The sequence below is a fragment of the Pseudoalteromonas sp. SWYJZ19 genome (assembly GCF_015864375.1).
Lineage (GTDB): Bacteria > Pseudomonadota > Gammaproteobacteria > Enterobacterales > Alteromonadaceae > Pseudoalteromonas > Pseudoalteromonas arctica.
Window position 1 is genome coordinate 136,060 of record NZ_JADYXI010000013.1, and the last position, 23,648, is coordinate 159,707.

Sequence of the window (23,648 nt, forward strand, 5' to 3'; positions counted from 1 at the left end):
CAACCACATTTAAGCGACTGTTTATTATGGGGGGTATTGTAAAAGTTTAATGGGAAAAATGCACGGTTTGTAGTTCGTCGCAAACGCCCTAAACTGGAAGGAATTCCTGCCAGTTTACAGGCTAATCTGTTTAGTTTATTTATGTCTTTAAAAGTGCAGGTAAACTGTTTATAGAATCGATAATTAAATCAGCCTCTTGCTTGGCACTTTCATCAAAGCTTTGACCTGAACGCACTAAAACGCGGGTAGTGATCCCTGCTTTTTTCGCAGCCTGCATATCACTGAGTTTATCGCCCACCATAATACTGCAAGCAGGGTCGATGTTATGCTCTTGTATGCCTTGCAATAACATCCCTGGCGCAGGCTTTCTGCAACTGCACTCTTTCAAATATTCAGGGTGCGCTTTTTTAGGGTGATGAGGGCAAAAGTACACATCGGCAACTTCAATACTGTGATCGCTAAATTGGGTTTTCATCCAATCAGTTAGTGCTAAAAAATCAGTTTCGGTGTAATAACCTCGGCCAATTCCAGATTGATTAGTGACGATTATGATTTTATAGCCCGCATCATAAAATGCTTTACAAGTACTAAAAACACCTTCAATAAATTCAAATTTATCGCTTTGATACACATAACCATGATCAACATTTACTACGCCATCTCGGTCTAAAAAAAGTGCTTTATTTTTTTTTTGTGCATTCATTACAAAGACTCTTTTTGTACAACATGATCAAACATCGCTTTTACGTCATCAACTGTAATTTGGCTCATTAAATCATCGCCTTTTACGCGCGTACCCCACGGCACTTGCTCAGCTGTTTTACCAGTTTGCTTAAGCAAATTTTGATGATAAACCTCTACCACGTAGTCTTGGTATAAGTAAGGACCTGTGCGTGCTGGGTTTGAATGTGCGTATAAACCAATAACCGGCGTACCAACCGTTACCGCCATATGTGCAGGACCCGTATCGGGCGCAAGCACTAAGCTGCCACGCTTTAACACGCACAACAACTCTTTGAGTTTCGTTTTACCCACTAAATTTAAAATAGGTGTTTTACTATACTCAACAATACTATTTGCTAGGTTAATTTCAAGTTCTGTTGGCCCCCCCGTCAATACCACCTTAAAGCCTTGCTCATTTGCATAATCAGCCAATGCTGCATAACGATCAGCGAGCCAATTGCGTTGTGCTTTACTTGCTGCTGGCGATATTACTAACAGTTTATTAGTTAGGTACTTTGGTGTTAGTAACTCATCTGCAATCGCTTGGTCTTGCTCTGTATATGGCATGTTCCAACTCGGTTTATAATCAGCAACACCAATGGCTTTTGCAAAACCTTTAAAGCCTTCAAGCACATGCGCCTGAGCTTGTGGCTCTATTCGTTTATTAATAAACAAGCTGTGCAATTCTTTTGAACGCGCCCAATCAAATCCTATTTTTACTTTTGCAGGAATACAATGCGCTACAAATCCAGCCCTTAATGCAACTTGCATGTTAAGTAGTACATCAAACTGTTGATCTTTAAAGCGTTGCTTTAAGCTTTTAAGTGCGGCTTTTCCTTGCTTTTTATCAAATACCACCAGCTCAACACCAGGTAAGTCAGCAAGTAACATGGCTTCTATTTTGCCAATAACCCAGGTGATTTTTGCATTAGGGTGTGCTTTTTGAATGGCTTGTACAGCACTCACACCATGACATACGTCGCCAATGGCTGAGAGTCTTAATATACAAATAGATGAATAGTTAGGAGCTTGAGTCACACATTCCCTTAGGTATTAAATACAAAAGCCGATCTTAAATTATAATCACGCTATTGCAAGCACTTATCCTCAGCTTTAAAACGCGCTAATATAGGCATATTATTTAGCAATTACGCAGAGCTATGTTTAAACAACACGTGCAAGGCAATCACACTGTATTAAGCCACCCTAAATACACGAGCCAAATTACTCTCGATTGGTTTGATGCAAATTATTGGCAACAACGAAATAAAATTGTGGGCGCTAAAAAGGGCCGAGCAACTGCGTGGTTTTTTAAACAAGACGAATTAACAGCCGTACTTAGGCATTATTGGCGCGGTGGCTTAGTGGGTAAATTGCTAAGCGATCAATATTTATATCCAGGGCTTGAACAAACCCGTGTGTATAAAGAGTTTAGCTTAATGAGTAAACTTATAGAGCTTGGTTTAAACGTACCAACCCCTATTGCAGCTAAAGTAACCCGCAGCGGATTAATTTATCGTGGGGATATTATTACCGAGGCTGTTAAAGGCGCTAAAAGCGTACTCGATATATTAATTGAACGCCCATTGACCGAAGATGAGTTGGAGCGCATAGCTAAAACAATCGCGCTATTTCATTCAAAAGGTGTTTATCACGCCGATTTAAACATTAATAACATTTTGTTTGATGATACTGGTGATGTGTACATTATCGACTTTGATAGAGGTGAAATAAAAATGCCTAATGTGCAGTGGCAACAAAGTAATATGGAACGACTTGAGCGCTCATTTTTAAAAGAACAAGGTAGAAACGAGACATTTAATTGGCAAGCGACTGACTGGCAAACTCTGCACAGCAACTACTTCAAAGCGCTCGCTAATATAAGTTAACCTAATATAAGTTAACCTAATATAAGTTAACTTAGTTAGCCAATGCTAAATACTTCAGAGCAACCTGCTCTGCCTGTACTTGTTTTAGAATATCTGCGTTTTCTACATTTGGCTTATCTGCTAGCACCTGCTTAACGGCATTGGTTAATGCCTCACCTTGCTGAACGGTTACTAAATATTTACTTAGCTCGCCTGTTAATATCTCGCTTGGTCCAAATGTACAATTAGTGCTAACTACCGAAGTACCCACCGCTAAAGCCTCAATTAATACCGTTGGAAGTCCTTCAAAATCAGAACTCAACACTAAAGCTTTGGCATGCTTAATCCAGTTGTACGGGTTTTGTTGAAATCCTGGCACTACTAACTGTTTTTCTATGCCATATTGCTGTGCAAGCTTTAGCGCTTTAGCCGGTTTATTACATAAAAGTACTAACTTGTATTTTTTATCAAGCTTTGCAAATGCTGCAAATAATATATCGTGGCGTTTTTGTTTGGCGAGTCTTCCTACATGAATTAAGTAGGGCTCATTTGGGATATTGTTATTTTGCTCATTTGCTTGTTGTTTTATTTTTTCAAAATCGAACGGGTTGTAAATAGTCGCAATTGCACTTGGGTTAATTAAATCCCCTTGTGTTATTTCTTTTTCAACACCCTTTGATACGCAAATAAGTGATTTACCATTTAAATTTTGCTTACTTTTTTTAAGATATAAGTATGAAAATGGACCTAACTTTTTTTGACGTGCAAGTTCTGCATTAACTGAGTTGTGAATAACAAAATGAACATTTTTGATATTACTACGCGCGAGCAAGTTATTACTTCTATCAAGATTAGAAAGCACTAAATCAATATTGCCCAGCTCGCTTTGTTTTTTTTCAAACCAAGTTTGTAGTGTTAAAATGCTATTTTTACGCTGCCAAAATCGATCTACTTTTGATGCCCTATGTGCGAATAAACTCTCCACGTTAAGTACTTCAGGGATATTATATTCAATAGAGTTAGCAAGAGACAAAATAGTGATTCGGTGCTTTAACTTGGCCATTTCCTCAGCAAGGGTAAGCATTACTTTTTCAGCACCACCACCCACAAGGGAATCAATTACAATCACTATATTCATTAGCGATCCCCTATAAGCATATTTTTTATGCCATTAGTGATCACATCGAAGCTATGTGTATTATCAAGTTGGCTATATTTAGCAACGAATTCATTATAGAAAGGCTCGCTAATAACTTGAGCTATTTTCGTAGTGATTTCATCAATATCAAGATTTGCTTTTATGACAACACCTGCATTAACACAATGATCCAAACGTGTATTTTGATCTTTTGAGATAGCACATGCCACAACGGGGGTTTGAACTGCAATTGCTTGCAGTAAAGTATCTCCACCGCTAAGTAATGCGATTTTAGCTTGGCTCATTAATGCCAAAAAATCAGTACTTTGCAGACTTGCTAAACAAGTAACCTCATCACTTTCAGGAATGGCTTTCTTATAATTGGGACCAAACACAACAACTGCTTTTAAACCAGTGTGCTTAGTAATTTTAAGCGCGGCTTTAAAGTAAACATCAGCGCAATTAAGGTTATTTAATACATGTCCGCCTGAGCCAGCATTTACAATAAAATAGCCTTCCGATACTAAGTTATAGCGATTTAAAACATCACGTTTTTGCGCGCAAGAGGCAAATGTAACAAAAGGACCTACATTTCGAGGATGTGCCAAGGGAAACATGTCTAACTTCGTACTTTCAGCCCATGTAAGTGGCTCAATACAATAATCAGGCTGTACAACCCAATGTGTATCAATTAAATTAATTCTGTTAAGTTTTAAGCCTTTAGCACGTTTTTTTGCATGCTGAGAAATGAATATAACTTTAGCGCCTACCTTTTTAGCCGCCTTCATATGCCCTGCACGTCCTGCACAATCAAAAACAACGACATCAGGTTTAAATTGCTCTATAAAGTCGCAAACAAAATCAAGCTCTTTAGTCGCTGAGTGTTCGAGTAGTGTAGCTTTAAAAGGACAAGTTTTAGCATAAGGAGTATGCTTATTTAATATAAAATGAATATCGAGAGAATCTGCAAGTTCTGCCTGTAAACTTTGAGCCAACAACAACGAGCGCATATATTCACCAATGCCTTCCGGTGATGATACTGGAATAAATAAAAGTCGTTTGTTGCTCATTGCATTCTCAATGTCCTATTTGAGCTCCAGTATATCAATCAGATACTTATTACGATAGACAGGTTACATTTTAATATATTAAATTAACTCTATAAATTTGATTATTTACTGCAATAGCAGACTTAGATTGATAAACTTAGCCGCAATCTTAATCACAAGGATCTGAACTTTGCGAAACAGAATTTTTCTACTTTCTACTCTTTTTTGCGCTATGAGCGCATCAGTTAATGCTGAGCCATGGGTAAAACCCGATGATTATGGTCTAAGAGCTGATATTCAACAATTAGCTGATGCCGGTGTTATTTTAGCTCCTGTAACTACCTATCCGCTTATGTGGAAAAGTTTTATAAGCGATGTAGAAAGTATGCCGCTGGAGCAATTATCTCCAAGCTTACAAGATGCTTTACTTCGCGTTAAACATCGATATAAATCAGAAAATAGTAGCTCACATAGTCTTCAATTATCAGCTTTTGCAGCCACAGATCCAATCATAGCAACAAGCTTTGGTGCAACAAATACTCAAGAAACAGAGCTTTCTGCAGCTTACGCTTATTTAGGCGATAACTTTGCAGCTAAAGTAGCTATAAATTATAGAAAAGACGGTAAAAAGTGTTTAGTTGATGGAAAAACGACTGACGATATAGTTACCAACGAGCAAGCTTTAACCGATTGTAACGATACCTCACTTGATGATAGTTACTTAGCTTACCGTTTAGGTAACTGGATTTTTAGAGCCGGTGCTGTTGAACAATTTTGGGGACCTGGTGTTGATAACAGCTTAATTATGTCAGGTAATGCGAAACCTTTACCTGCACTAAGTGTTACCAGAGAAAAAAGTACTGCTTTCGAGACACCATGGCTGAGCTGGATTGGTCAATGGAGCTTTACTGCACAAATGGCTAAACTTGAGTCTACGCGTGTTATACCTGATGCTTTACTGTGGAGTACCCGTGTTAATTTCCGCCCTATTCAACAGCTAGAAATTGCACTTAGCTGGTCTGCACAATGGGCTGGCGAAGGGCAACCTAGCTCTGCGGGTGATTTTATTGATGTTATAACTGGCCAAACAACTTGCACAGATGGTAATGACAGCTGTGACAGTCAATTTGAGTCAAAAATAGGTAATCAACTGGCTGGTATTGATATGCGCTGGTCTGATACCTTGTTAACACACCCATATGCAATCTACATTAGCACTATAGGTGAAGACGCAAGCTCTCAATTTAAGCCTTCCGACAGAGCATATCTTTTTGGTATTCAAACAACACAACGCATATACGCTCAGAACATATTAGTAAATGTTGAATATATAGATACTGGTGTTTCATGCCAAGCTGAATCAAAAGTTGAAAATTGTTACTATGAGCATGATGATAAGTTGTCGGCTTATAGATCAGGCTACCGATACCATGGTCGTACAATTGGCTCAACCTACGATAACGATGCACAATCAGTCGTTTTAACTCTGCTAGGTCAGTTATCTAATGGAAACGATTGGCAGGTAAAATTACGTAGTGTTGATTACAACAGCGATAACAGGGACCTTTACCCTAACAACCCAGATTTAGGCAATTCTATTACTAAAACAGGGTTTAACTCTAAGCAATTAGAACTTCGTTACAGAATGCTTTCTATGGGAGGACGCGTCACTTTAGGTGCTTTTGCGTCTAACAACGACGGTGCTGAAAACGATACTTCTGCGTTTGCTAAGTACGAATATAACTTTTAATACGTTACTTTTAATAAAGTAACGTATTAAAAGTAAGAAAGGGATGAAAACAGTGTTTTCATCCCTTTTTTGTATTTTTTAGCAAACTAAATCAGTAATTACTGTTTAATTTTACTAATTACTTTTGATGTTGAGCATCCATCTAAAAATTCAAGCACTTCAACTTTTCCGCCATGGCGAAGTACATGCTCAGCACCCGCTATTTGATCTACGGTGTAGTCGCCACCCTTAACTAAAATATCAGGGCTTATCTGCTCGATTAATTTAGCGGGAGTATCGTTTTCATCTAGACTACCAAACGGAATAACCCAATCAACTGATGAAAGTGCGCTAAGTACCATTGCACGCTCATCTAGCGGGTTAATAGGACGATCTGCCCCCTTTAAGCGCGTAATAGATTCATCATTATTTAATCCAACAACGAGTCTATCGCCTCGGGCTTTAGCTTGTGCTAAATAACGCACATGCCCAGCATGTAAAATATCAAAGCAGCCATTAGTAAATACAATGGTTTCGCCATTTTGTTTTGCAAACTCAATATGTTGAAGGACATCATCAAATGGTGTTTGGTAATGCTCACCAGTAGTATGTAAATACTGACCAAGCTTACGACTTAACTCTTCTGGCGAAACTGTAGCTGCACCAAATTTACTAACCGCTATACCTGCCGCTAAGTTAGCAATTTCGACAGCATCTTTGGGTTCCATGCCCGCACCAAGCATAACGGCTAATGTAGCTATAACCGTATCACCAGCCCCAGTCACATCACTTACTTCAAGTTCTTGTGCTGCAAAATCAAATTTTTCATCTGCATTAATTAACGACATACCTTGCTCAGAACGCGTAAGCAACATGGCTTTAATGCCATTTTTGCTAATTAAATCACGTGCACTTGCAGCTAAAGCTTCTTCTGAATCGGTTTGACCACCCGCTAACTTAAACTCATGTAAATTAGGCGTAATGTAATCAGCACCTTCATATAAATGTAAATCTGGCGATTTAGGGTCGATTAAAACCGTTTTTCCGGCGCCCTTAGCTAGGCTTACCATTTCTTTAATTAAGCTTAAAGATCCCTTGCTGTAATCAGAGAACACAATAAAGTCGTATTCATCTAGCACAAGCTCTAAGCGGTTTAGTAGTAATTGACTATGTTGCTCAGTAAATGTTTCTTCTAAATCAAGACGAACGAGTTGTTGATGGCGACTAATAACGCGCATTTTAGAAATAGTAGGTAAATCACATACACTGACTAATTGTGAGCTTATTTTTTCACCTTTTAAAATGGTCTCTAAAATCTGCCCACTTTCATCTTCACCAATTAAGCCCAGTAAGCCAACTTTTGCATCTAACCGCGCTATATTTTTTGCAACGTTAGCTGCGCCGCCCGCTTTGTCTTCAAATTTACTTACTTTAACAACAGGTACTGGCGCTTCAGGCGAAATTCGACCTGTATCACCATACCAATAACGGTCTAGCATTACGTCGCCAACAACTAATATTCGTGCCGCTGATAAGTTTTTTAATAACGATAAATCCATTACTGCTGCTCCGCAACAACCATATCCATGGCTTCACATAACCAGTGACCTATAAACATGTGAGCTTCTTGGATACGTGCTGTTTCGTCGTTTTTTATAATGATAGGTAACTTAGCAATATCTTTTACTTTACCGCCATCACGTCCAGTTAATGCCACAGTAAAAGCACCTAGTTTATTTGCAGCTTCTAATGCTAAATTAATATTATTACTAGTACCTGAAGTGGTTAAACCTATAACTAAATCTTCTGGTTTACATAGCGCTTGAACTTGGCGTTCAAACACCGTATCAAAGTGATAATCGTTGCTGTGTGCAGTTAAAATTGATGTGTCTGTAGTCAATGCCATAGAGGCAAGCGGACCACGCTCTAATTTATAACGCACTACAAACTCGGCTGCTAAATGCTGCGCATCGGCTGCACTACCGCCGTTACCAAACCAAACAATCTTGCCTCCAGCTTGTAATGCGCTGTGGCATGCTTCTAACAGTTGCATAGATTCTTGATGATAAGCTTCCATCGTTTCAAATAATGCTTGATGACGGTTTAATGTTTCAACGTAGCTAGCTGCCACTGAATCGATAATTGACATGAAAAATTCCTCTAGGAACTGAAATAGCAGGGAAAAATTAAATCCATTATTCCATAATTTTATTTAATTGTGTGCATTTTATCGGGTTATAACTGAACCCAGACCATATTTTATAACGAGTATGTTTAGAAAACGGCTATTTCACGGTAAACTAACGCCACTTCCCTTTAAGAAAGATCAGTATGGCACGCATTTTTTACTCTCTAGCATTAATTTTTATTAGCCCACTGATTGTATTTTATCTCTATATTTTACGAGGTAAAAAAAACCAAGGCTATCGTGCACACTTTAAAGAGCGTTTTGGGTTTGTCAGTAAGTCTTTATTTAAGGTTAAAGCTAAACCTTTAGTTTTTCATTGTGCGTCTGTTGGTGAGGTACTTGCCGCAACGCCACTTATTAAAGCGCTTCAAAAAGCGCATCCAAATTTAAATATACTTATAACCTGTAATACCCCAACAGGTAGAGAGCAAATACTTAGCCAATTTAAAAACACAGTAGCATGTAGCTACTTACCAATCGATTTTCCGTTTGCGACAGCCAGATTTTTAAAGCGTATAAAGCCACAAGCATTATGTATTTTAGAAACCGAGCTATGGCCAAATTTAATGGCGATAAGTCACAAAAAAAACATACCAGTGCTTGTCATCAATGCAAGACTCTCTGAAAAATCGCAGCAGGGTTATCAAAAGGTAGCCAAATTAACGCACATTATTATGCGCTCAATTACAGTACTTGCGAGCCATAACAAAACAGATGCTGAGCGTTTTATAGAGCTTGGTCTTGATAAGCCAAAAAGCCATGTAACAGGTTCGATAAAATTTGATATAGCACCGAGTGACGAGCAATTATCCAAGGTACAAAGCCTTAAACAGCTTTATAGCAGTAATGAGCACGATACTGACGAGCGCTTTGTATGGGTTGCAGGCTCAACACACCCTGTAGAACATGAATTAGTATTGGCAGCTCACCAACAGTTACTAAAAAAACAACCTAATGCATTGCTTATAATTGCTCCGCGTCACCCAGAGCAATTTGATAAAGTAGCAGAGTTTTTAACACAAAGCCCACTTAGTTTTAGCCGCCGCAGCCAAAACAATTATAGCAATAAGCAAGTCCTCCTTGCTGACACGCTTGGTGAACTACAGTGTTTGTATGGCGCTGCAAATGTGAGCTTTATTGGCGGCAGCTTAATCCGCAGAGGTGGGCACAATCCATTAGAATCAGCAGCATTTTCGGTGGGCGTAATAACGGGTCCGCATACATACAATTTTGATCATGTTTACCCTGAACTTATAAAGCTTAAAGGCGCTGTAGTGGTTGATAACAACGACGAGCTTGCAAAACAGCTTATAACGTTTAGCCAAAATACAAAAGCATGCCAAACCTTAGGTATTAAAGCTGCTCAATGCGTTGCTAAAAACCAAGGTGCTATACAAAAAACACTTAACATTATTAATCAATATTTAGAGCCAAAATCGTGACCAACATAGCCATAAGCCAAACCCGCGAATGGGTATCATCTGTTATTGTTAAATATAACTTTTGCCCGTTTGCCCGCAAAGAAGTAGAAAATAACTGTATTCATTACATCGTAAGTCCAGCAGCAAGTATGGATGATGCTGTAATGGATATGCTTGAGCAATGTGTTGAGCTTGACCGCGAACCAGAGCGCGAAACAACCCTTATCATGTTTGACAACGGCTTTAGTGACTTTGAAGACTTTTTAGACTTGGTCGATTTAGCAAATGCGCTTTTAGTCGCGCAAGGATTTGAAGGTAAGTATCAAATTGCTAACTTTCATCCTGATTACGTATTTGCCGACAGCGATGAAACTGATGCCGCAAACTACACAAATAGAGCGCCTTTTCCTACTCTACATTTAATTCGCGAAGCAAGTATGAGCGAAGCGCTTGATAGTTATAACGAACCTGAATCTATTCCAGAGCATAATATAAACCTAGCAAGGCGTAAGGGTATTGATTTTTGGCAGCAGTTACTCGAAGGCTGTAAAAAACCGAGCGCTTAAATGCTCGGTTTTATTTTGGTTTGTGTAAAACTTTGTGCAAAGCTTCTTACAAAATAAGGCAATAACTAACGCTTATTTTTTAACCCAGTTACCATTTACTTCAACGTAATGACCACTTTGGGTTTTTTCAATTGTTTTAGCGGCAGCAAGCGCTTCAACTTGTGAAAGCGACAAGTTATTCTTTTTAGCGAGCTTTAAGTACTGCGCTTTACGCTTTGCATTTATGTCATCAACAACGGCTTTTGCCTCTGCGTTTTGTACAACAAGTCCTAAATAACCAGAGCTATCTTCACCTACTAAACCTTGGTTTTTAGCGTCATCAAGGCTAATAGCCCACGCAGAGAACGACATACATACTGCACTAACTAACGTAATAATGTTTAATTTTTTCTTCGTATTCATGTTCTAGCTCCTTAAAATAACTCACTGTCGTCACTAAATAAATTGTCGAGTTCTTTATCTACTTTTACGCGAATTTCGTGATCGACCTTCACATTTAAATTAATAGTAATGGGCTCTTTAGCAGACACCTCAACACGATGCGTGCAAGCACTTAGTGCACTAATAGCACCTAGCGCGAGCAGTACTTTTATCAATAACGACTGTCTCATTATTAGTTTCCTTTTTGTGAGTATTGTTGCTCAACTTTTTGTGTAATTTCGTCACTTAAACGCAGTGCGCGTAAAAGTGTAAATACGTTTTCTTCGTGGTTATAATTAAAGTTAACTTGCTGCTGCTCTTGTTTATTATAGCCTTGTAAATTAACCCCAAGCTTTAACCAGCCATCGTTTTTTAATGCCACACTGCTATTAAGTTTTTGAATATCTAAATTAGTTAATAGCCCTAATACAGGTTGCAACTCTTGCTGTTGCTGCATTACTGAATCAAACGCGGCATTATTGGTGATTTTTAAATTACCTGTTCCTTGGCTAAATAAACTACCGTCAATTATTTCAATTTTTCCACTATCAAAATGGACAGGTAAAGACCCCGCCAAGCGTCCCGTTAATACAATGCCCGACTTATCGTCGAGTGTAACGAGTTTACTTGCATCAATATTTTCAAACTTAACATTGGCAACTTGGTTTGGCTTCCCTATTGTGTAGGTATCTAATGAAAATTCGCCACCAAACACACTTCCTTTTACATCATTTATAAGCGCGGTATTACTACTCACTTGCCATTGCCCTTTAATCGCTTTAACTACGGCACCCGCTCTAAACTCATTTAAATTAAAGGTAGTTGGTTTTACATTAAGCTTACCTGAATTATATTCCCCGCTAAATACACTGTTTAAATCACTCGCAAGGTAATCGTTATACAGTGCACTTGTATGACTAATCCCCATATTGAACAGTGCATTTTGTAAGTTTATATCGCCACTAATATAGCCATTAAATTCGCCCTCTGTTAGTTGTGCAAGTGGCTCAAATTGCCTAATAAGCGCATTTAACAGCAGCGTACTTTGTTCAGGAATAATGACTTCAAACGGATGAGCTTGCGAGGACATATGATGATTTACAACTAACTCAACATCGTTTATAAATGCGTGATGCGTGGCTTTTAGTGCACGGCTTTGCAAGCCTGTAGACTCTACTTTTATATTATTAAGTTTTATGTCGGGGCTATTAACAGCCTTTATATTCGTTTTTGCTGTTAGATTAGCAAATAACTCACCTACGCCTAAATTAGTATTTGCTGTTAATGTGTTACTTATATCTGTGACTTCAAATTCTTTATATTCTGCGCTTTTTAATCGCTGAGTTAACGCTACCTCTGCGTTTAACTGTTTATCCATTTTTGCTGTTAAATCACCTTGGTATTGCACTGCACTTATATCAAACGCATCTACACTATTAAGCGTTAATTTAGCATTTATAAGCCCAATTGGTTTTGAGTCTATAAACTCACTTATATTAAAGTGACCACTAAGGCTAAGCCCATTCGCTGTTGCAGGAACAAACTCAGGCAAGCTTTCAAGCATAACGGCGTAATCGCCTTTAATTACAGCGCCAGATAACTGAGCATTAACGTTAATATTATTTGTATCGGGTGTATTTATTTGAGCTGATAAAGTTGTCTGTAAGTACTCAAATGGAGATGTAATATTTAGTGTTGTATCTGTTATTAAAAAATCGAATAGCTTATCGCCTTCACTCATCAAATTAATTACAGGTACACTGAGATCACTACCCTCTAAGCGAATTGATTGAGGGAGTTTAAGTTGCCAATTTAAAGGAACTTGTTTGCTAAAAAAGCCTGCATATTCACTCGGTGGAATTAACTCAGTACAGCTTGGTGTTAGATTAATTTTGTTATTAAGCAAATCGGTATTAAACATTAACACTTGGCTATTTAAATTAAAATGAGTCGCCAACTTACCTGTAGTTAATACGTTAACTTTGCACTGCTGATTTGTATGAGAAAACTCATACGTGTGAGTAAACTGGGAGCTAATATCGCCATTTAACTCAAACTTTATACCGTCAAAGCTAAATGCTTGCTGAGTATTAAAGTTAAAATCTGCTATTAATGTATTTTTAGTGTTTATAACGTGCTTTAAAAGAGTGTCATTAATTAAAAACTGACCACTTACTTTATTAGCAGTCAAAATTGCGCTCGCGTTTATATCACCCGTGACATTAAATTTATTTAGTGTGGGTTCTAATATACTTATTTTAAGTGGCTTATTGAGCTCGTCACTTTTTACTACAAACTGTTTAATACTGATTAATGGGCGATTTAAGGGAAGCGCTAAATCGAGATTTTTAGCAAGTTGATTAGCATTATCACTTTTAGGGAGTGAATTAACCGTTAGCACTGCATTTTTAATATCTACACGCTTTGTATTTGCAGTAATACCAGTGAGTTGTAATTGTTGATTTTGATAATTTACACACACTCTGTCAGCATGAATATTTAGTTCAGACGTAATTGAAAAATCGAGACAACTTAACGTAATGCCTGCTTTTTTGAGCTCAGGCGCTATAACCCACTGCAATAGCGGCAAGCGAAATACATAACCAAGCAGCAAGGTACTTAGCAATAAAACACCAACAATTAAACCAACTCGCTTAAACATACTATCCTTAAATGCTTTGTGCTTTTAGCTTTTAGCTTTTAGCTAAAACTATACTAATCAAAAAAGGCTGCACAATGCAGCCTTTTTTATTTTACAGTAAGATTATGAATCTAACTTGTATAAACGCAAATGTAATTAACCTACATTTTTACGTGCGTTACGGAACATACGCATCCACGGGCTATCCTCGATCCACTCATCAGGATGCCAAGAGTTGGCAACGCTTCTGAATACACGTTCTGGATGCGGCATCATTACAGTGGCGCGACCATCAGTTGACGTAATACCTGTAATACCTTCTGGAGATCCATTAGGGTTAGCTGGGTACTGCGTAGTAGGGTTACCGTAGTTATCTACAAACTTAACCGCTACAGTGCCGCTATTAAGCGCCGCTTTAGTGGCTGCATCGTTTGCAAACTCAGCATGACCTTCACCATGAGAAACCGCTATAGGCATACGCGAGCCAGCCATTCCGTTAAAGAACACAGACGGATTTTCTTGTATTTCTACTAAACTAAAGCGTGCTTCAAAACGCTCTGATTTATTAGTTACAAAGCGCGGCCAATGTTCAGTGCCAGGGATCAACTCTTTTAATGTTGATAACATTTGGCAACCGTTACATACACCTAAGCTAAAGGTATCTTCGCGGTGGAAGAAGTTTTGGAACTGATCGCGTGCCATATCGTTAAACAAAATAGACTTAGCCCAACCTTCACCCGCACCAAGTACGTCACCGTATGAGAAACCACCACATGCCACTAAACCTTTAAATTGCTCTAGCGTTAAACGACCTTCTAAAATGTCGCTCATGTGTACATCAATGGCAGCAAAACCAGCACGATTAAACGCAGCCGCCATTTCTAAATGAGAGTTAACACCTTGCTCACGTAAAATAGCCATTTGCGGTTTAGCACCGGTTGCAATGTATGGTGCAGCTATATCTTCGTTTAAATCAAAGTTTAGTTTTACGTTTAAGCCTGGATCTTTTGCATCAAACTTTGCATCAAACTCTTGCTTAGCACACTCAGGGTTATCACGGCGTGCTTGCATTTGATACGTTGTTTCAGCCCAAATAGTACGAAGCTCAGTACGCGTATGATTAAGTACCGTATTTTCGCCACGGTTAAATATAATCGTATCGTCACTGTTAAGCGTGCCAATATTGTGGCTAATTGCTACTATACCATGTTGTTCAAACACCGCATTTACTGCATCTAAATCAGCATTTGCTACTTGGATTACGGCACCTAGCTCTTCGTTATAAAGTGCTTCAATGTCTGAACCTGTTAAAGCTGCTAAATCAACCGTTACACCGGTATGACCCGTAAACGCCATTTCAGCAACCGTGGTAAATAAACCACCGTCTGAGCGGTCATGATAAGCAAGTAACTTACTATCGGCCACAAGCGCTTGCATTGCGTTATAAAAGCCTTTTAATAACTCTGGGCTATCTACATCAGGTGTTACATCACCTAATTGCTTATAAACTTGCGCAAGGCTTGATGCACCCATGCGGTTTTTACCCGCACCTAAATCAACTAATATAAGCGATGTGTCGCCTTTATCTGTGCGTAGTTGTGGAGTGACTGTTTTACGTACGTCGTCAACACGACCAAACGCAGTTATAACCAGTGAAAGCGGCGACGTTACTGACTTCTCTTGTGAGTCACCTTCATCTTTCCATGTCGTTTTCATCGACATAGAATCTTTACCCACTGGAATCGTTAAACCAAGCGCAGGACAAAGCTCTTCGCCTACGGCTTTAACAGCTTCGTATAAACCAGCATCTTCACCTGGGTGACCCGCTGCTGCCATCCAGTTTGCCGATAACTTAATGTTTTCAAGGCTACCGATGTTTGCACAGGCAATATTAGTTAACGACTCAGCTACAGCTAAACGAGCAGATGCACCGTAATTAAGTAATGCTGCAGGAGTACGCTCACCAAGTGACATAGCTTCACCGTGGTAAGTATCATACGTTGCCGCAGTTACTGCACAGTTAGCAACAGGTACTTGCCAAGGACCGACCATTTGATCGCGTGCTACTAAACCCGTAACTGAGCGATCGCCGATTGTGATTAGGAATGTTTTTTCTGCAATGGCAGGTAAACGCATTAAGCGCTGCGCTGCATCTGCTGCATTTATTAATGTAGTATCAAGCGCTTTACCAACAACTTGCTTTGACGTTACATCGCGGTGCATTTTAGGTGCTTTACCTAATAATACGTCCAGCGGTAAATCAACAGGGTTATTTTCAAAATGGCTGTCTGACACTGTTAAGTGAGGTTCAGCGGTTGCTTCACCAATAACAGCGTACTGGGCACGTTCACGCTTACAAATTGCTTCAAAGCGATCAAAGTCCTCTACGCCAACAGCGAGTACATAACGTTCTTGTGATTCATTACACCAAATTTCGTGTGGTGCCATGCCTGGCTCATCGTTAGGAATGCTACGTAATTGGAACTTACCACCACGTCCGCCATCATTAACAAGCTCAGGGAACGCATTTGATAAACCGCCAGCACCTACATCGTGGATGAATGCAATTGGGTTTTCGTCACCTAGCTGCCAACATTTATCGATAACTTCTTGGCAACGACGTTCCATTTCTGGGTTTTCGCGTTGTACTGAAGCAAAATCTAAATCTTCGTTTGATTGACCTGAAGCCATGCTTGATGCAGCACCACCGCCTAAACCAATGTTCATTGCAGGTCCACCTAGCGCAATTAATTTAGCGCCAATAGGAATATCGCCTTTTTGAACATGATCAGAGCGAATATTACCTAAACCACCGGCAAGCATAATGGGTTTATGGTAACCACGTACTTCTTCGCCATTATGGCTTGTTACTTTTTCTTCGTAAGTACGGAAGTAGCCTAATAAGTTAGGACGACCAAACTCATTATTAAATGCAGCGCCACCTAGTGGTCCCTCTGTCATTATATCAAGCGCGTTAACAATACGACTCGGCTTACCAAAATCGCTTTCCCATGGTTGCTCGTAACCTGGAATACGTAAGTTTGATACAGTAAAGCCAACTAAACCTGCTTTTGGCTTAGAGCCACGACCAGTTGCGCCTTCATCGCGAATCTCACCACCAGAGCCTGTAGCCGCACCTGAGAATGGGGCAATAGCTGTTGGGTGGTTATGCGTTTCAACTTTCATTAGTATTTCAATGTCTTCTTGATGATACGCATATTCACCTTGCGCATTTGGGAAGAAGCGACCCGCTTTTGAGCCTTTCATTACTGCCGCGTTATCTTTATACGCCGACAATACATTTTCAGGATTTAACTCAAACGTATTTTTAATCATTTTAAACAGCGATTTTGGCTGCTCTTTTCCATCAATTGTCCAGTCAGCATTAAATATTTTATGGCGACAATGCTCTGAGTTTGCTTGTGCAAACATAAACAATTCGATGTCGTTAGGGTTACGTCCTAACTTTATAAAGTTTTCTACCAAGTAATCTATTTCGTCATCAGCAAGGGCAAAACCTTGCTCAACATTGGCTATTGCTAATGCTTCGCGTCCGCCACCTAAAATATCAACAGACGACATTTGGCGCGGTGCATCACTGCGAAACAGTTGTGCAGCATCTTCAAGCTCACTATGCGTGGCTTCGGTCATACGGTCGTGTAATAACGCAATTACTTGTGCAAGTTGTTCTGCGTTTAAGTCACCTTCAACATAATAAGCAATACCGCGTTCAACACGGTGAACCTGTTTTAAACCACAGTTATGGGCAATATCGGTTGCTTTAGATGCCCAAGGTGAAATGGTACCTGGGCGAGGTGTAACAAGTACAAGTTTGCCGGCTGGGGTATGCTCAGCAATAGTTGGACCGTAAGTTAATAGTTTTTCAAGCTTGGTTTGCTCGGAGCTACTCAACGGCGATGTTAAATCGGCAAAGTGAGCATACTCGGCGTATACGTTAGTGACTGGAAGTTGCGATTGTTGGCAACGCGCTAAAATTTTATTAACTCTGAACTCTGACAGTGCTGGTGCACCACGAAGGATCAACATAGGTAATTTCATCCGGGGTTAGGGATTGAACGATATTTTAGGCACGCATTATAGTCCAATTAGCATTCAGATTTAACTCAAAATTACGCTTTTCATAAAATTAACTTTTTAGCTTTATTTATAGCCTCTTTTGGTTAATAAAATAAAAGGTAAAGTGACGCGATGGCTTAGTTTTGCTATAACGGTGACTGGCGAGCTTAAGGGGCACTCAATGTTCAAAGAAAAACTAATAATAATCATTACTTTAGTTATGCTGTTATGTGCATGCGATATGCAAGAGCAGCCAACTCAACTCGCCCAAATAAAAGAACACAATAAAATACGTGTGGGTACCCTTGCGAGTGCTAGTAATTATTATCAAGCCGTTCAAGGTGAGCAAGGCTTTGAATATGAGTTATCTCAAGCCTTCGCTGAATATTTAGGTGTAGAGCTTGAAATAGTCCCTTTCTTTAACTTATCTGACATGTTTGAACGCCTTGAAAGCGGTGATTTAGACTTAATAGCGTCAGGACTTACCTATAATAAAACCCGTGCAGAGCAATACCGCTTTGGGCCAACTTACAGAACAATTAGCCAAAAATTAGTTTATAAGCAAGGTCGCGTTCGTCCTCGAGAGTTTGACGATTTAGACGGTAACTTTACTGTTATAGCTAAAAGTAGCCACTCGCTTACTCTACAAAAAATGAAGAAGAACAATCCAGACCTTACCTGGATAGAGAGCGAAGAGTTTGATGAAGAAGAATTACTTCAAGCGGTTATTGATGGCGAGATAGATTACACCCTAGCCGATACACATACATTATCGTTGTTTCGCCGTTATCACCCCAATTTAAGCATCGGTTTTTCAGTTAGCCATAACGACCCTATTGCATGGATACTCAATAAATCAGATGACGACTCTTTATATGCGTTATTGGTGCCATTTTTTGGTGACGTTAAGCAAAGTAACCAGCTCTACGTACTCGAAGAAAAGTATTTTGGTCACGTACGCCAATTTAATTATGTAAATACCCTTGCTTATATCGAAGCAATTAAAGAAACCTTACCAACATACCAGCCATGGTTTGAACAATATGCAGGTAGCCTTGACTGGCGATTATTAGCAGCACTAAGCTATCAAGAATCTATGTGGAATCCTCGCGCTAAATCACCAACAGGTGTGCGCGGCATCATGATGCTAACTCGCAGTACAGCCAAACAAGTGGGTGTTACTAACCGATTAGAGCCAGAGCAAAACATTCGTGGTGGCGCTAAATACTTAAGCAAGCTTATTAAACGTATTCCTGACCGTATCCCGCAACCCGACCGCACATGGCTTGCTTTGGCCGGATACAATGTAGGTTGGGGGCACGTTAACGACGCACGTATAATTACCGAACAGCAAGGTGCAAGTCCTGACAAATGGGCTGATGTAAAAAAACGCCTACCGCTATTAATTAAAAAGCGCTATTACCGTAAAACTCGCTACGGTTATGCTCGTGGGGATGTGGCAGTTAAGTATGTCGATAATATACGCCGTTATTACGATGCGCTTGTCTGGTTAGATGAGAATGATGCCATTGCCGAAACGCCTGAACCAGAACCAATTACAGAGCTGAGCACTGATACTGAGCTAAAGCTAAAGCTAAACGAAAAAAGTGAAGTGAAAAGTGAAGTAAAAAGTAAGGCAGATGAAGCTCAAACAGAAAAACAACAACCTATAATCGAACCCGAACAATCAAGTGAAAATAATAACTAAGATTAATATAGGTATCCGTTTTTGAAGCATGTCAGTAAACAAAATTTAAGTAAATTAAATATCTGTTTACTTGTCACCAAATGATCACTAATGTGTGTTAATTGTATATTATTATTTTATAAGATATACCCGTGCCTTTCTCACTCTTGCATTAGGAGAAAACATGCTAAAACGTAGACGCACACAAAGATTAAAACGCAATGTCATTTATTCAACGGCCACACGTCGTCGTGTTATGTTGCGAAAACTACACAAAAAAATCATCTGGCGTCGCCGAATGTTTGCTATGCAGCAAATGGCCGAATCAGAAATAGAGCCAATCGCTAGTTAACTCTAGTTAGGCTTATTTATTTGTTCATCACGAGCAGCTTTCTTAGCTGCTTTAATTTGCGCTCTTCTACGTTTAAAAAAATTCGAAATAGTATCACCGCACAGCTGTGCCAAAACACCACCGCACACCTCAACTTGATGATTTAACTTAGGCTCTTGTAATAAATTCATAATTGAACCCGCAGACCCTGTTTTAGCATCGACTGCTCCAAATACTAAACGCTTTATTCTGCTATGCACTAACAATCCCGCACACATAGAACATGGCTCTAACGTTACGTATAGGGTGCAATCAATTAAGCGGTAATTGTTAAGGACTTTTCCAGCTTCTCGCACTGCAATCATTTCGGCATGGGCAGATGGGTCATTATCCGTTATTGAGCGGTTATACCCGACTGAAACTAGCTGGTTATCTTTGACTACAATTGCTCCAACCGGAATTTCATCAAGCAGCTCTGCTTGCTTTGCATACAAAAGCGCTTGTTCCATCCAGTAGGAATCATCAAATGGTTCGTTCATTATTTCTACTTAAATAACCTTTTATGCTGTAATTATACCTAGTTAGCACTCTAAAGTGCGCCATTCATTACTTTATTCCAAAAATAAAACAATATTTACCCGTTTGTAATGGCTCACTCGTGCTGATTTACGCTATAATCTCACGCTTTTTTTATTTAGCTCACAACACGGGTAGCAAATGAAATTTCCTGGACGCCGCAGGCATAAACATTATTTTCCAGTGGAAGCCAAAGATCCACTTACCAATCAACTTAACGCAACAGAGCGATTACAACGTAGTTATATTACGGGTATCGATCAGATCGTTGTTGATATAGAGGCAAAAGTTGATCAAGCTTTCCTTGACGAATTTCAACTACGTAGAGGGATGTCGCAAGTTATTGATAGCGATACAACAAACGCCTTATACGATCGTTTAAAATTAAACAATATGGTTGATTTTGAGTTTGCCGGTGGAACCATTGGTAACACTATGCACAACTACTCTGTACTTGCAGATGATCGCTCAGTTTTATTAGGCGTAATGAGCGAAAATATAAAAATAGGTAGCTACGCTTACCGTTTTTTATGTAATACCTCAAGCCGTGTAGACTTAAACTACCTTCAACCAGTTGATGGGCCTGTAGGCCGTTGTTTTACATTAATTGATGAAACCGGTGAGCGTACTTTTGCAATAAGTGCAGGCCTAATGAATCACTTACGTCCTGAATCTATCGATAAAGACCTTATTGAGAATTCATCAGCGTTAGTGATTAGTGCCTATCTTATGCGTACTCAAGGTAGCGAAACAATGACTGAAGCCACTATGCAAGCGGTAAAATACGCTAATGACGCAGGTGTGCCAGTTGTGCTAACACTCGGTACTAAGTTCTTAATTGAACAAGACCCTACTTGGTGGGCAAACTTTGTTGAAAAGCATGTTGATATTCTTGCTATGAACGAAGAAGAAGGTTTAGCTATTACAGGTTTTGAAGATCCTCTTCTAGCTGCTGATAAAGCACTTGATTGGGTAGACTTAGTTATTTGTACCGCTGGCGAAAAAGGCTTATTTATGGCCGGCTACGTAGACGAAAGCTTAAAGCGTGAAACCGAATACCCGTTACTACCAGGCGCCATACCTGATTTTAACCGTTACGAATTTTCACGCGCTATGCGCAAAGATGAATGTGATGAACCTATCAGAGCATACAGTCATACGGCCCCATTTATGGGTGGACCTGATTCAATAAAAAACACCAATGGTGCAGGTGACTGCGCACTTGCGGCTGTACTACATGATTTGTCAGCGAATGTTTACCATAAGCTTAATGTGGCAAACTCAGCTAAACATCAGCAACAAGCTATTACTTACTCGTCACTATCGCAAATTAGTAAATATGCTAACCGAGCGAGCTATGAAGTATTAGTTCAGCACTCTCCGCGTTTATCTCGTGGTTTACCTGAACGTGAAGATTGTTTAGAACAAGTTTATTGGGAACAATAAATAACGGTGGGAGCAATTATTGCTCCCTATCGATTTCCTAAAAAATAGAAATATCGAGCTTTTTAGATAGCAGTTCTAATGCTGCTATTCCTGCAACGGAGTTACCAAACGAATTAAGCCCCGGAGAATAAACAGCTACAGTAAACTTATTTGGTAACACAGCTAAAATAGTTCCTGACACTCCCGACTTACCTGGCATGCCCACTCTGTAACCAAAATCACCCGCAGCATCATATAAACCACTCGTGAATAAAAGCGAATTAAGCTGTTTATTCTGACGACTACTTAAAACACGATTGCCCGATCGATTATCAACACCTTTATTAGCTAAAAAATTATAAGCTTTTGCTAATTCAATACAGTTGAGCTCAATAGAACAAAAGTTAAAGTAAGCCCACAAAACATCATCAACTTCGTTTTCAAAATTACCAAATGACTTCATTAAATGTGCCATAGCAGCATTTCGGTGCCTGAACTCATACTCTGAATTAGCGACTTTTTTATCAATTACTATGCCTCTATTACCAGCTAATAACCTGAAAGTTTCGAGCATAGAATGCATTGGCGCAGATAAGCGGCTGTATAACGCATCACACGTTACAATTGCGCCTGCATTGATGAATGGGTTACGAGGAATCCCCTTTTCAAACTCAAGCTGTGTAAGCGAGTTAAAGGCTGTACCTGAGGGTTCCTTTCCGACTCTGTGCCAAAGTTCATCACCATAACGCTGTAGTGCCATAGTAAGTGTCATAACTTTAGAAACTGATTGAATAGTGAAGCGTTGAGAACAATCCCCCGCACATACAGTTTCACCATCAGTTGTATAAATAGCGATAGAAAATTGTTCCGGATCAACCTCGGCAAGCGCCGGTATATAATCAGCTACTTTCCCTTGTGATAATAAAGGACGTACTTCATGTGCTATTTCATCAAGCACCTTTTGGTAATCAGCTGTAGGCAATCTAGACCTCTATATCGTCATTCATAAAAATTGGATTTTAACACGCGCGATTAAGTGCACCTAGTTTTGTTGTCGAATTTAACGGTGAGATTTTACTAAATTTAAATAGAAAAAAACGTCACATTACTGTATTTGGTTTCTCTTAATTAAATCCTGGTAATGTCATGATGCCCACTGCGGTGGAGAGTCACAGTGCAAATGCTACGAACTCATTGTCGAGCGGAGATTTTTATGATTTTAGCGTCGGGAGTCGCTACGCTCGCCCGACCTACGTGATAGGTGTTGATGTGAGTGTGTGTTAATTGCGTGTTTTTCACTTTTCTGCAGACATAAAAAGCCCGAATCTTAAGTTCGAGCGCTCTACAATGTGAAGTCGGTGCGCTACGCAGTAGGATGTCGTAGTGCCCACAGCGGTAGAGAGTCACAGTGAAATACTACACTATTATTAATCGTATCGTCTCTTAGTATGCAGAGTTTTACTAATTTCAAAAAGCAAAAAACCCGTTATATTGCTATAACGGGTTTCTCTTAATTAAATCCTGGCAATGTCCTACTTTCACATAGCAAATGCTACACTATCATCGGCGCTGTTTTGTTTCACTACTGAGTTCGGCATGGAGTCAGGTGGGTCCAAAACGCTATTGTCACCAAGAAAATTCTTTTCAATTTTCTTATTTTAATTATTAAGATTAAAGTCCTTCGACTGAATTTGAAGCCTGGTAATGTCCTACTTTCACATAGCAAATGCTACACTATCATCGGCGCTGTTTCGTTTCACTACTGAGTTCGGCATGGAATCAGGTGGGTCCAAAACGCTATTGTCACCA

19 protein-coding genes and 2 rRNA genes are annotated in these 23,648 nt (G+C 39.5%); 7 read left to right on the top strand and 14 right to left on the bottom strand.

Annotated features, from left to right (window positions below):
* Positions 1-139 precede the first annotated feature (139 nt).
* Both gmhB and I6F45_RS14000 read right to left on the bottom strand, forming a co-directional pair.
* Complete coding sequence (gmhB, locus tag I6F45_RS13995) at positions 140-703, bottom strand: D-glycero-beta-D-manno-heptose 1,7-bisphosphate 7-phosphatase (RefSeq protein ID WP_024591459.1); 564 nt, start codon at positions 701-703, stop codon at positions 140-142.
* Positions 703-1,761, bottom strand: coding sequence for a glycosyltransferase family 9 protein (locus tag I6F45_RS14000; RefSeq protein WP_197142698.1), 1,059 nt, complete (start codon positions 1,759-1,761; stop codon positions 703-705). Before I6F45_RS14000 ends, gmhB begins: the two co-directional genes overlap by 1 nt.
* 122 nt (positions 1,762-1,883) lie before the next feature.
* Here I6F45_RS14000 and I6F45_RS14005 point away from each other — a divergent pair, with 122 nt between their 5' ends.
* Positions 1,884-2,612 carry a 3-deoxy-D-manno-octulosonic acid kinase gene (locus tag I6F45_RS14005; RefSeq protein ID WP_197142696.1) on the top strand — a complete coding sequence of 243 codons (729 nt, stop codon included), beginning with the start codon at positions 1,884-1,886 and terminating at the stop codon, positions 2,610-2,612.
* Between the two features lie 31 nt (positions 2,613-2,643).
* Here the strand turns inward: I6F45_RS14005 and I6F45_RS14010 are convergent, their stop codons facing one another.
* Positions 2,644-3,729, bottom strand: a complete 1,086-nt coding sequence (locus I6F45_RS14010) for a glycosyltransferase (protein WP_197160831.1) — start codon at positions 3,727-3,729, stop codon at positions 2,644-2,646.
* Positions 3,729-4,799 (bottom strand): glycosyltransferase family 1 protein, encoded by a 1,071-nt coding sequence (locus tag I6F45_RS14015; protein ID WP_197142692.1) that lies wholly within the window; start codon positions 4,797-4,799, stop codon positions 3,729-3,731. Before I6F45_RS14015 ends, I6F45_RS14010 begins: the two co-directional genes overlap by 1 nt.
* A 211-nt stretch (positions 4,800-5,010) precedes the next feature.
* Between I6F45_RS14015 and I6F45_RS14020 the strand changes: the two genes are divergently transcribed.
* Positions 5,011-6,528 (top strand): capsule assembly Wzi family protein, encoded by a 1,518-nt coding sequence (locus tag I6F45_RS14020; RefSeq protein WP_197160843.1) that lies wholly within the window; start codon positions 5,011-5,013, stop codon positions 6,526-6,528.
* 98 nt (positions 6,529-6,626) lie between these two features.
* Here I6F45_RS14020 and hldE read toward each other — a convergent pair whose 3' ends face one another.
* Both hldE and I6F45_RS14030 read right to left on the bottom strand, forming a co-directional pair.
* Complete coding sequence (gene hldE, locus I6F45_RS14025; RefSeq protein WP_197160833.1) at positions 6,627-8,066, bottom strand: bifunctional D-glycero-beta-D-manno-heptose-7-phosphate kinase/D-glycero-beta-D-manno-heptose 1-phosphate adenylyltransferase HldE; 1,440 nt, start codon at positions 8,064-8,066, stop codon at positions 6,627-6,629.
* Positions 8,066-8,656, bottom strand: a complete 591-nt coding sequence (locus tag I6F45_RS14030; protein ID WP_024611243.1) for an SIS domain-containing protein — start codon at positions 8,654-8,656, stop codon at positions 8,066-8,068. Before I6F45_RS14030 ends, hldE begins: the two co-directional genes overlap by 1 nt.
* A gap of 182 nt (positions 8,657-8,838) precedes the next feature.
* Between I6F45_RS14030 and waaA the strand changes: the two genes are divergently transcribed.
* Both waaA and I6F45_RS14040 read left to right on the top strand, forming a co-directional pair.
* Positions 8,839-10,137 (top strand): lipid IV(A) 3-deoxy-D-manno-octulosonic acid transferase, encoded by a 1,299-nt coding sequence (gene waaA, locus I6F45_RS14035; RefSeq protein ID WP_197160835.1) that lies wholly within the window; start codon positions 8,839-8,841, stop codon positions 10,135-10,137.
* Positions 10,134-10,682: a DUF1415 domain-containing protein gene (locus I6F45_RS14040; RefSeq protein WP_024598958.1), complete on the top strand. Its 549-nt coding sequence runs from the start codon at positions 10,134-10,136 to the stop codon at positions 10,680-10,682. The genes waaA and I6F45_RS14040 overlap by 4 nt, the downstream gene beginning before the upstream one ends.
* Before the next feature lie 72 nt (positions 10,683-10,754).
* On the opposite strand, the gene I6F45_RS14045 is transcribed toward I6F45_RS14040, so the two are convergent.
* The 4 genes from I6F45_RS14045 to purL form a co-directional block, all read right to left on the bottom strand.
* Positions 10,755-11,084: a YdbL family protein gene (locus I6F45_RS14045; protein ID WP_002961068.1), complete on the bottom strand. Its 330-nt coding sequence runs from the start codon at positions 11,082-11,084 to the stop codon at positions 10,755-10,757.
* 11 nt (positions 11,085-11,095) lie between these two features.
* On the bottom strand, positions 11,096-11,293 hold the full coding sequence (locus I6F45_RS14050; protein ID WP_002961070.1) for a YnbE family lipoprotein: 198 nt from the start codon (positions 11,291-11,293) through the stop codon (positions 11,096-11,098).
* Positions 11,294-11,295: 2 nt separating this feature from the next.
* Positions 11,296-13,764 (bottom strand): YdbH domain-containing protein, encoded by a 2,469-nt coding sequence (locus I6F45_RS14055; RefSeq protein WP_197160837.1) that lies wholly within the window; start codon positions 13,762-13,764, stop codon positions 11,296-11,298.
* A gap of 135 nt (positions 13,765-13,899) precedes the next feature.
* Positions 13,900-17,790 carry a phosphoribosylformylglycinamidine synthase gene (gene purL / locus I6F45_RS14060; RefSeq protein ID WP_197160839.1) on the bottom strand — a complete coding sequence of 1,297 codons (3,891 nt, stop codon included), beginning with the start codon at positions 17,788-17,790 and terminating at the stop codon, positions 13,900-13,902.
* A gap of 211 nt (positions 17,791-18,001) precedes the next feature.
* Here purL and mltF point away from each other — a divergent pair, with 211 nt between their 5' ends.
* Together mltF and I6F45_RS14070 are read left to right on the top strand one after the other, a co-directional pair.
* Entirely contained in the window at positions 18,002-19,528 is a 1,527-nt protein-coding gene (gene mltF, locus I6F45_RS14065; RefSeq protein ID WP_197120088.1) for a membrane-bound lytic murein transglycosylase MltF, read from the top strand.
* A 163-nt stretch (positions 19,529-19,691) separates the two neighbouring features.
* On the top strand, positions 19,692-19,859 hold the full coding sequence (locus I6F45_RS14070; RefSeq protein WP_007584688.1) for a hypothetical protein: 168 nt from the start codon (positions 19,692-19,694) through the stop codon (positions 19,857-19,859).
* A 2-nt stretch (positions 19,860-19,861) separates the two neighbouring features.
* On the opposite strand, the gene tadA is transcribed toward I6F45_RS14070, so the two are convergent.
* Complete coding sequence (gene tadA / locus I6F45_RS14075; RefSeq protein ID WP_101162827.1) at positions 19,862-20,377, bottom strand: tRNA adenosine(34) deaminase TadA; 516 nt, start codon at positions 20,375-20,377, stop codon at positions 19,862-19,864.
* Positions 20,378-20,555: 178 nt separating this feature from the next.
* On the opposite strand from tadA, the gene I6F45_RS14080 reads away from it, so the two are divergent.
* Entirely contained in the window at positions 20,556-21,860 is a 1,305-nt protein-coding gene (locus I6F45_RS14080; RefSeq protein ID WP_010554383.1) for an inosine/guanosine kinase, read from the top strand.
* A 37-nt stretch (positions 21,861-21,897) separates the two neighbouring features.
* Here I6F45_RS14080 and glsB read toward each other — a convergent pair whose 3' ends face one another.
* The 3 genes from glsB to rrf (I6F45_RS14095) form a co-directional block, all read right to left on the bottom strand.
* Entirely contained in the window at positions 21,898-22,821 is a 924-nt protein-coding gene (glsB, locus tag I6F45_RS14085) for a glutaminase B (RefSeq protein WP_007584683.1), read from the bottom strand.
* A gap of 537 nt (positions 22,822-23,358) precedes the next feature.
* A 5S ribosomal RNA gene (gene rrf / locus I6F45_RS14090) occupies positions 23,359-23,473 on the bottom strand.
* Between the two features lie 62 nt (positions 23,474-23,535).
* Positions 23,536-23,648, bottom strand: a 5S ribosomal RNA gene (rrf, locus tag I6F45_RS14095); the annotation flags it as partial.

What these genes read in the sequence shown, in the direction of transcription:
- gmhB (WP_024591459.1), bottom strand. Translation starts at nt 703, where the DNA reads ATGAATGCACAAAAAAAAAATAAAGCACTTTTTTTAGACCGAGATGGC.
- I6F45_RS14005 (WP_197142696.1), top strand. Translation starts at nt 1,884, where the DNA reads ATGTTTAAACAACACGTGCAAGGCAATCACACTGTATTAAGCCACCCT.
- I6F45_RS14010 (WP_197160831.1), bottom strand. Translation starts at nt 3,729, where the DNA reads ATGAATATAGTGATTGTAATTGATTCCCTTGTGGGTGGTGGTGCTGAA.
- I6F45_RS14015 (WP_197142692.1), bottom strand. Translation starts at nt 4,799, where the DNA reads ATGAGCAACAAACGACTTTTATTTATTCCAGTATCATCACCGGAAGGC.
- I6F45_RS14020 (WP_197160843.1), top strand. Translation starts at nt 5,011, where the DNA reads ATGAGCGCATCAGTTAATGCTGAGCCATGGGTAAAACCCGATGATTAT.
- hldE (WP_197160833.1), bottom strand. Translation starts at nt 8,066, where the DNA reads ATGGATTTATCGTTATTAAAAAACTTATCAGCGGCACGAATATTAGTT.
- I6F45_RS14030 (WP_024611243.1), bottom strand. Translation starts at nt 8,656, where the DNA reads ATGTCAATTATCGATTCAGTGGCAGCTAGCTACGTTGAAACATTAAAC.
- waaA (WP_197160835.1), top strand. Translation starts at nt 8,839, where the DNA reads ATGGCACGCATTTTTTACTCTCTAGCATTAATTTTTATTAGCCCACTG.
- I6F45_RS14045 (WP_002961068.1), bottom strand. Translation starts at nt 11,084, where the DNA reads ATGAATACGAAGAAAAAATTAAACATTATTACGTTAGTTAGTGCAGTA.
- I6F45_RS14050 (WP_002961070.1), bottom strand. Translation starts at nt 11,293, where the DNA reads ATGAGACAGTCGTTATTGATAAAAGTACTGCTCGCGCTAGGTGCTATT.
- I6F45_RS14055 (WP_197160837.1), bottom strand. Translation starts at nt 13,764, where the DNA reads ATGTTTAAGCGAGTTGGTTTAATTGTTGGTGTTTTATTGCTAAGTACC.
- purL (WP_197160839.1), bottom strand. Translation starts at nt 17,790, where the DNA reads ATGTTGATCCTTCGTGGTGCACCAGCACTGTCAGAGTTCAGAGTTAAT.
- mltF (WP_197120088.1), top strand. Translation starts at nt 18,002, where the DNA reads ATGTTCAAAGAAAAACTAATAATAATCATTACTTTAGTTATGCTGTTA.
- I6F45_RS14070 (WP_007584688.1), top strand. Translation starts at nt 19,692, where the DNA reads ATGCTAAAACGTAGACGCACACAAAGATTAAAACGCAATGTCATTTAT.
- tadA (WP_101162827.1), bottom strand. Translation starts at nt 20,377, where the DNA reads ATGAACGAACCATTTGATGATTCCTACTGGATGGAACAAGCGCTTTTG.
- I6F45_RS14080 (WP_010554383.1), top strand. Translation starts at nt 20,556, where the DNA reads ATGAAATTTCCTGGACGCCGCAGGCATAAACATTATTTTCCAGTGGAA.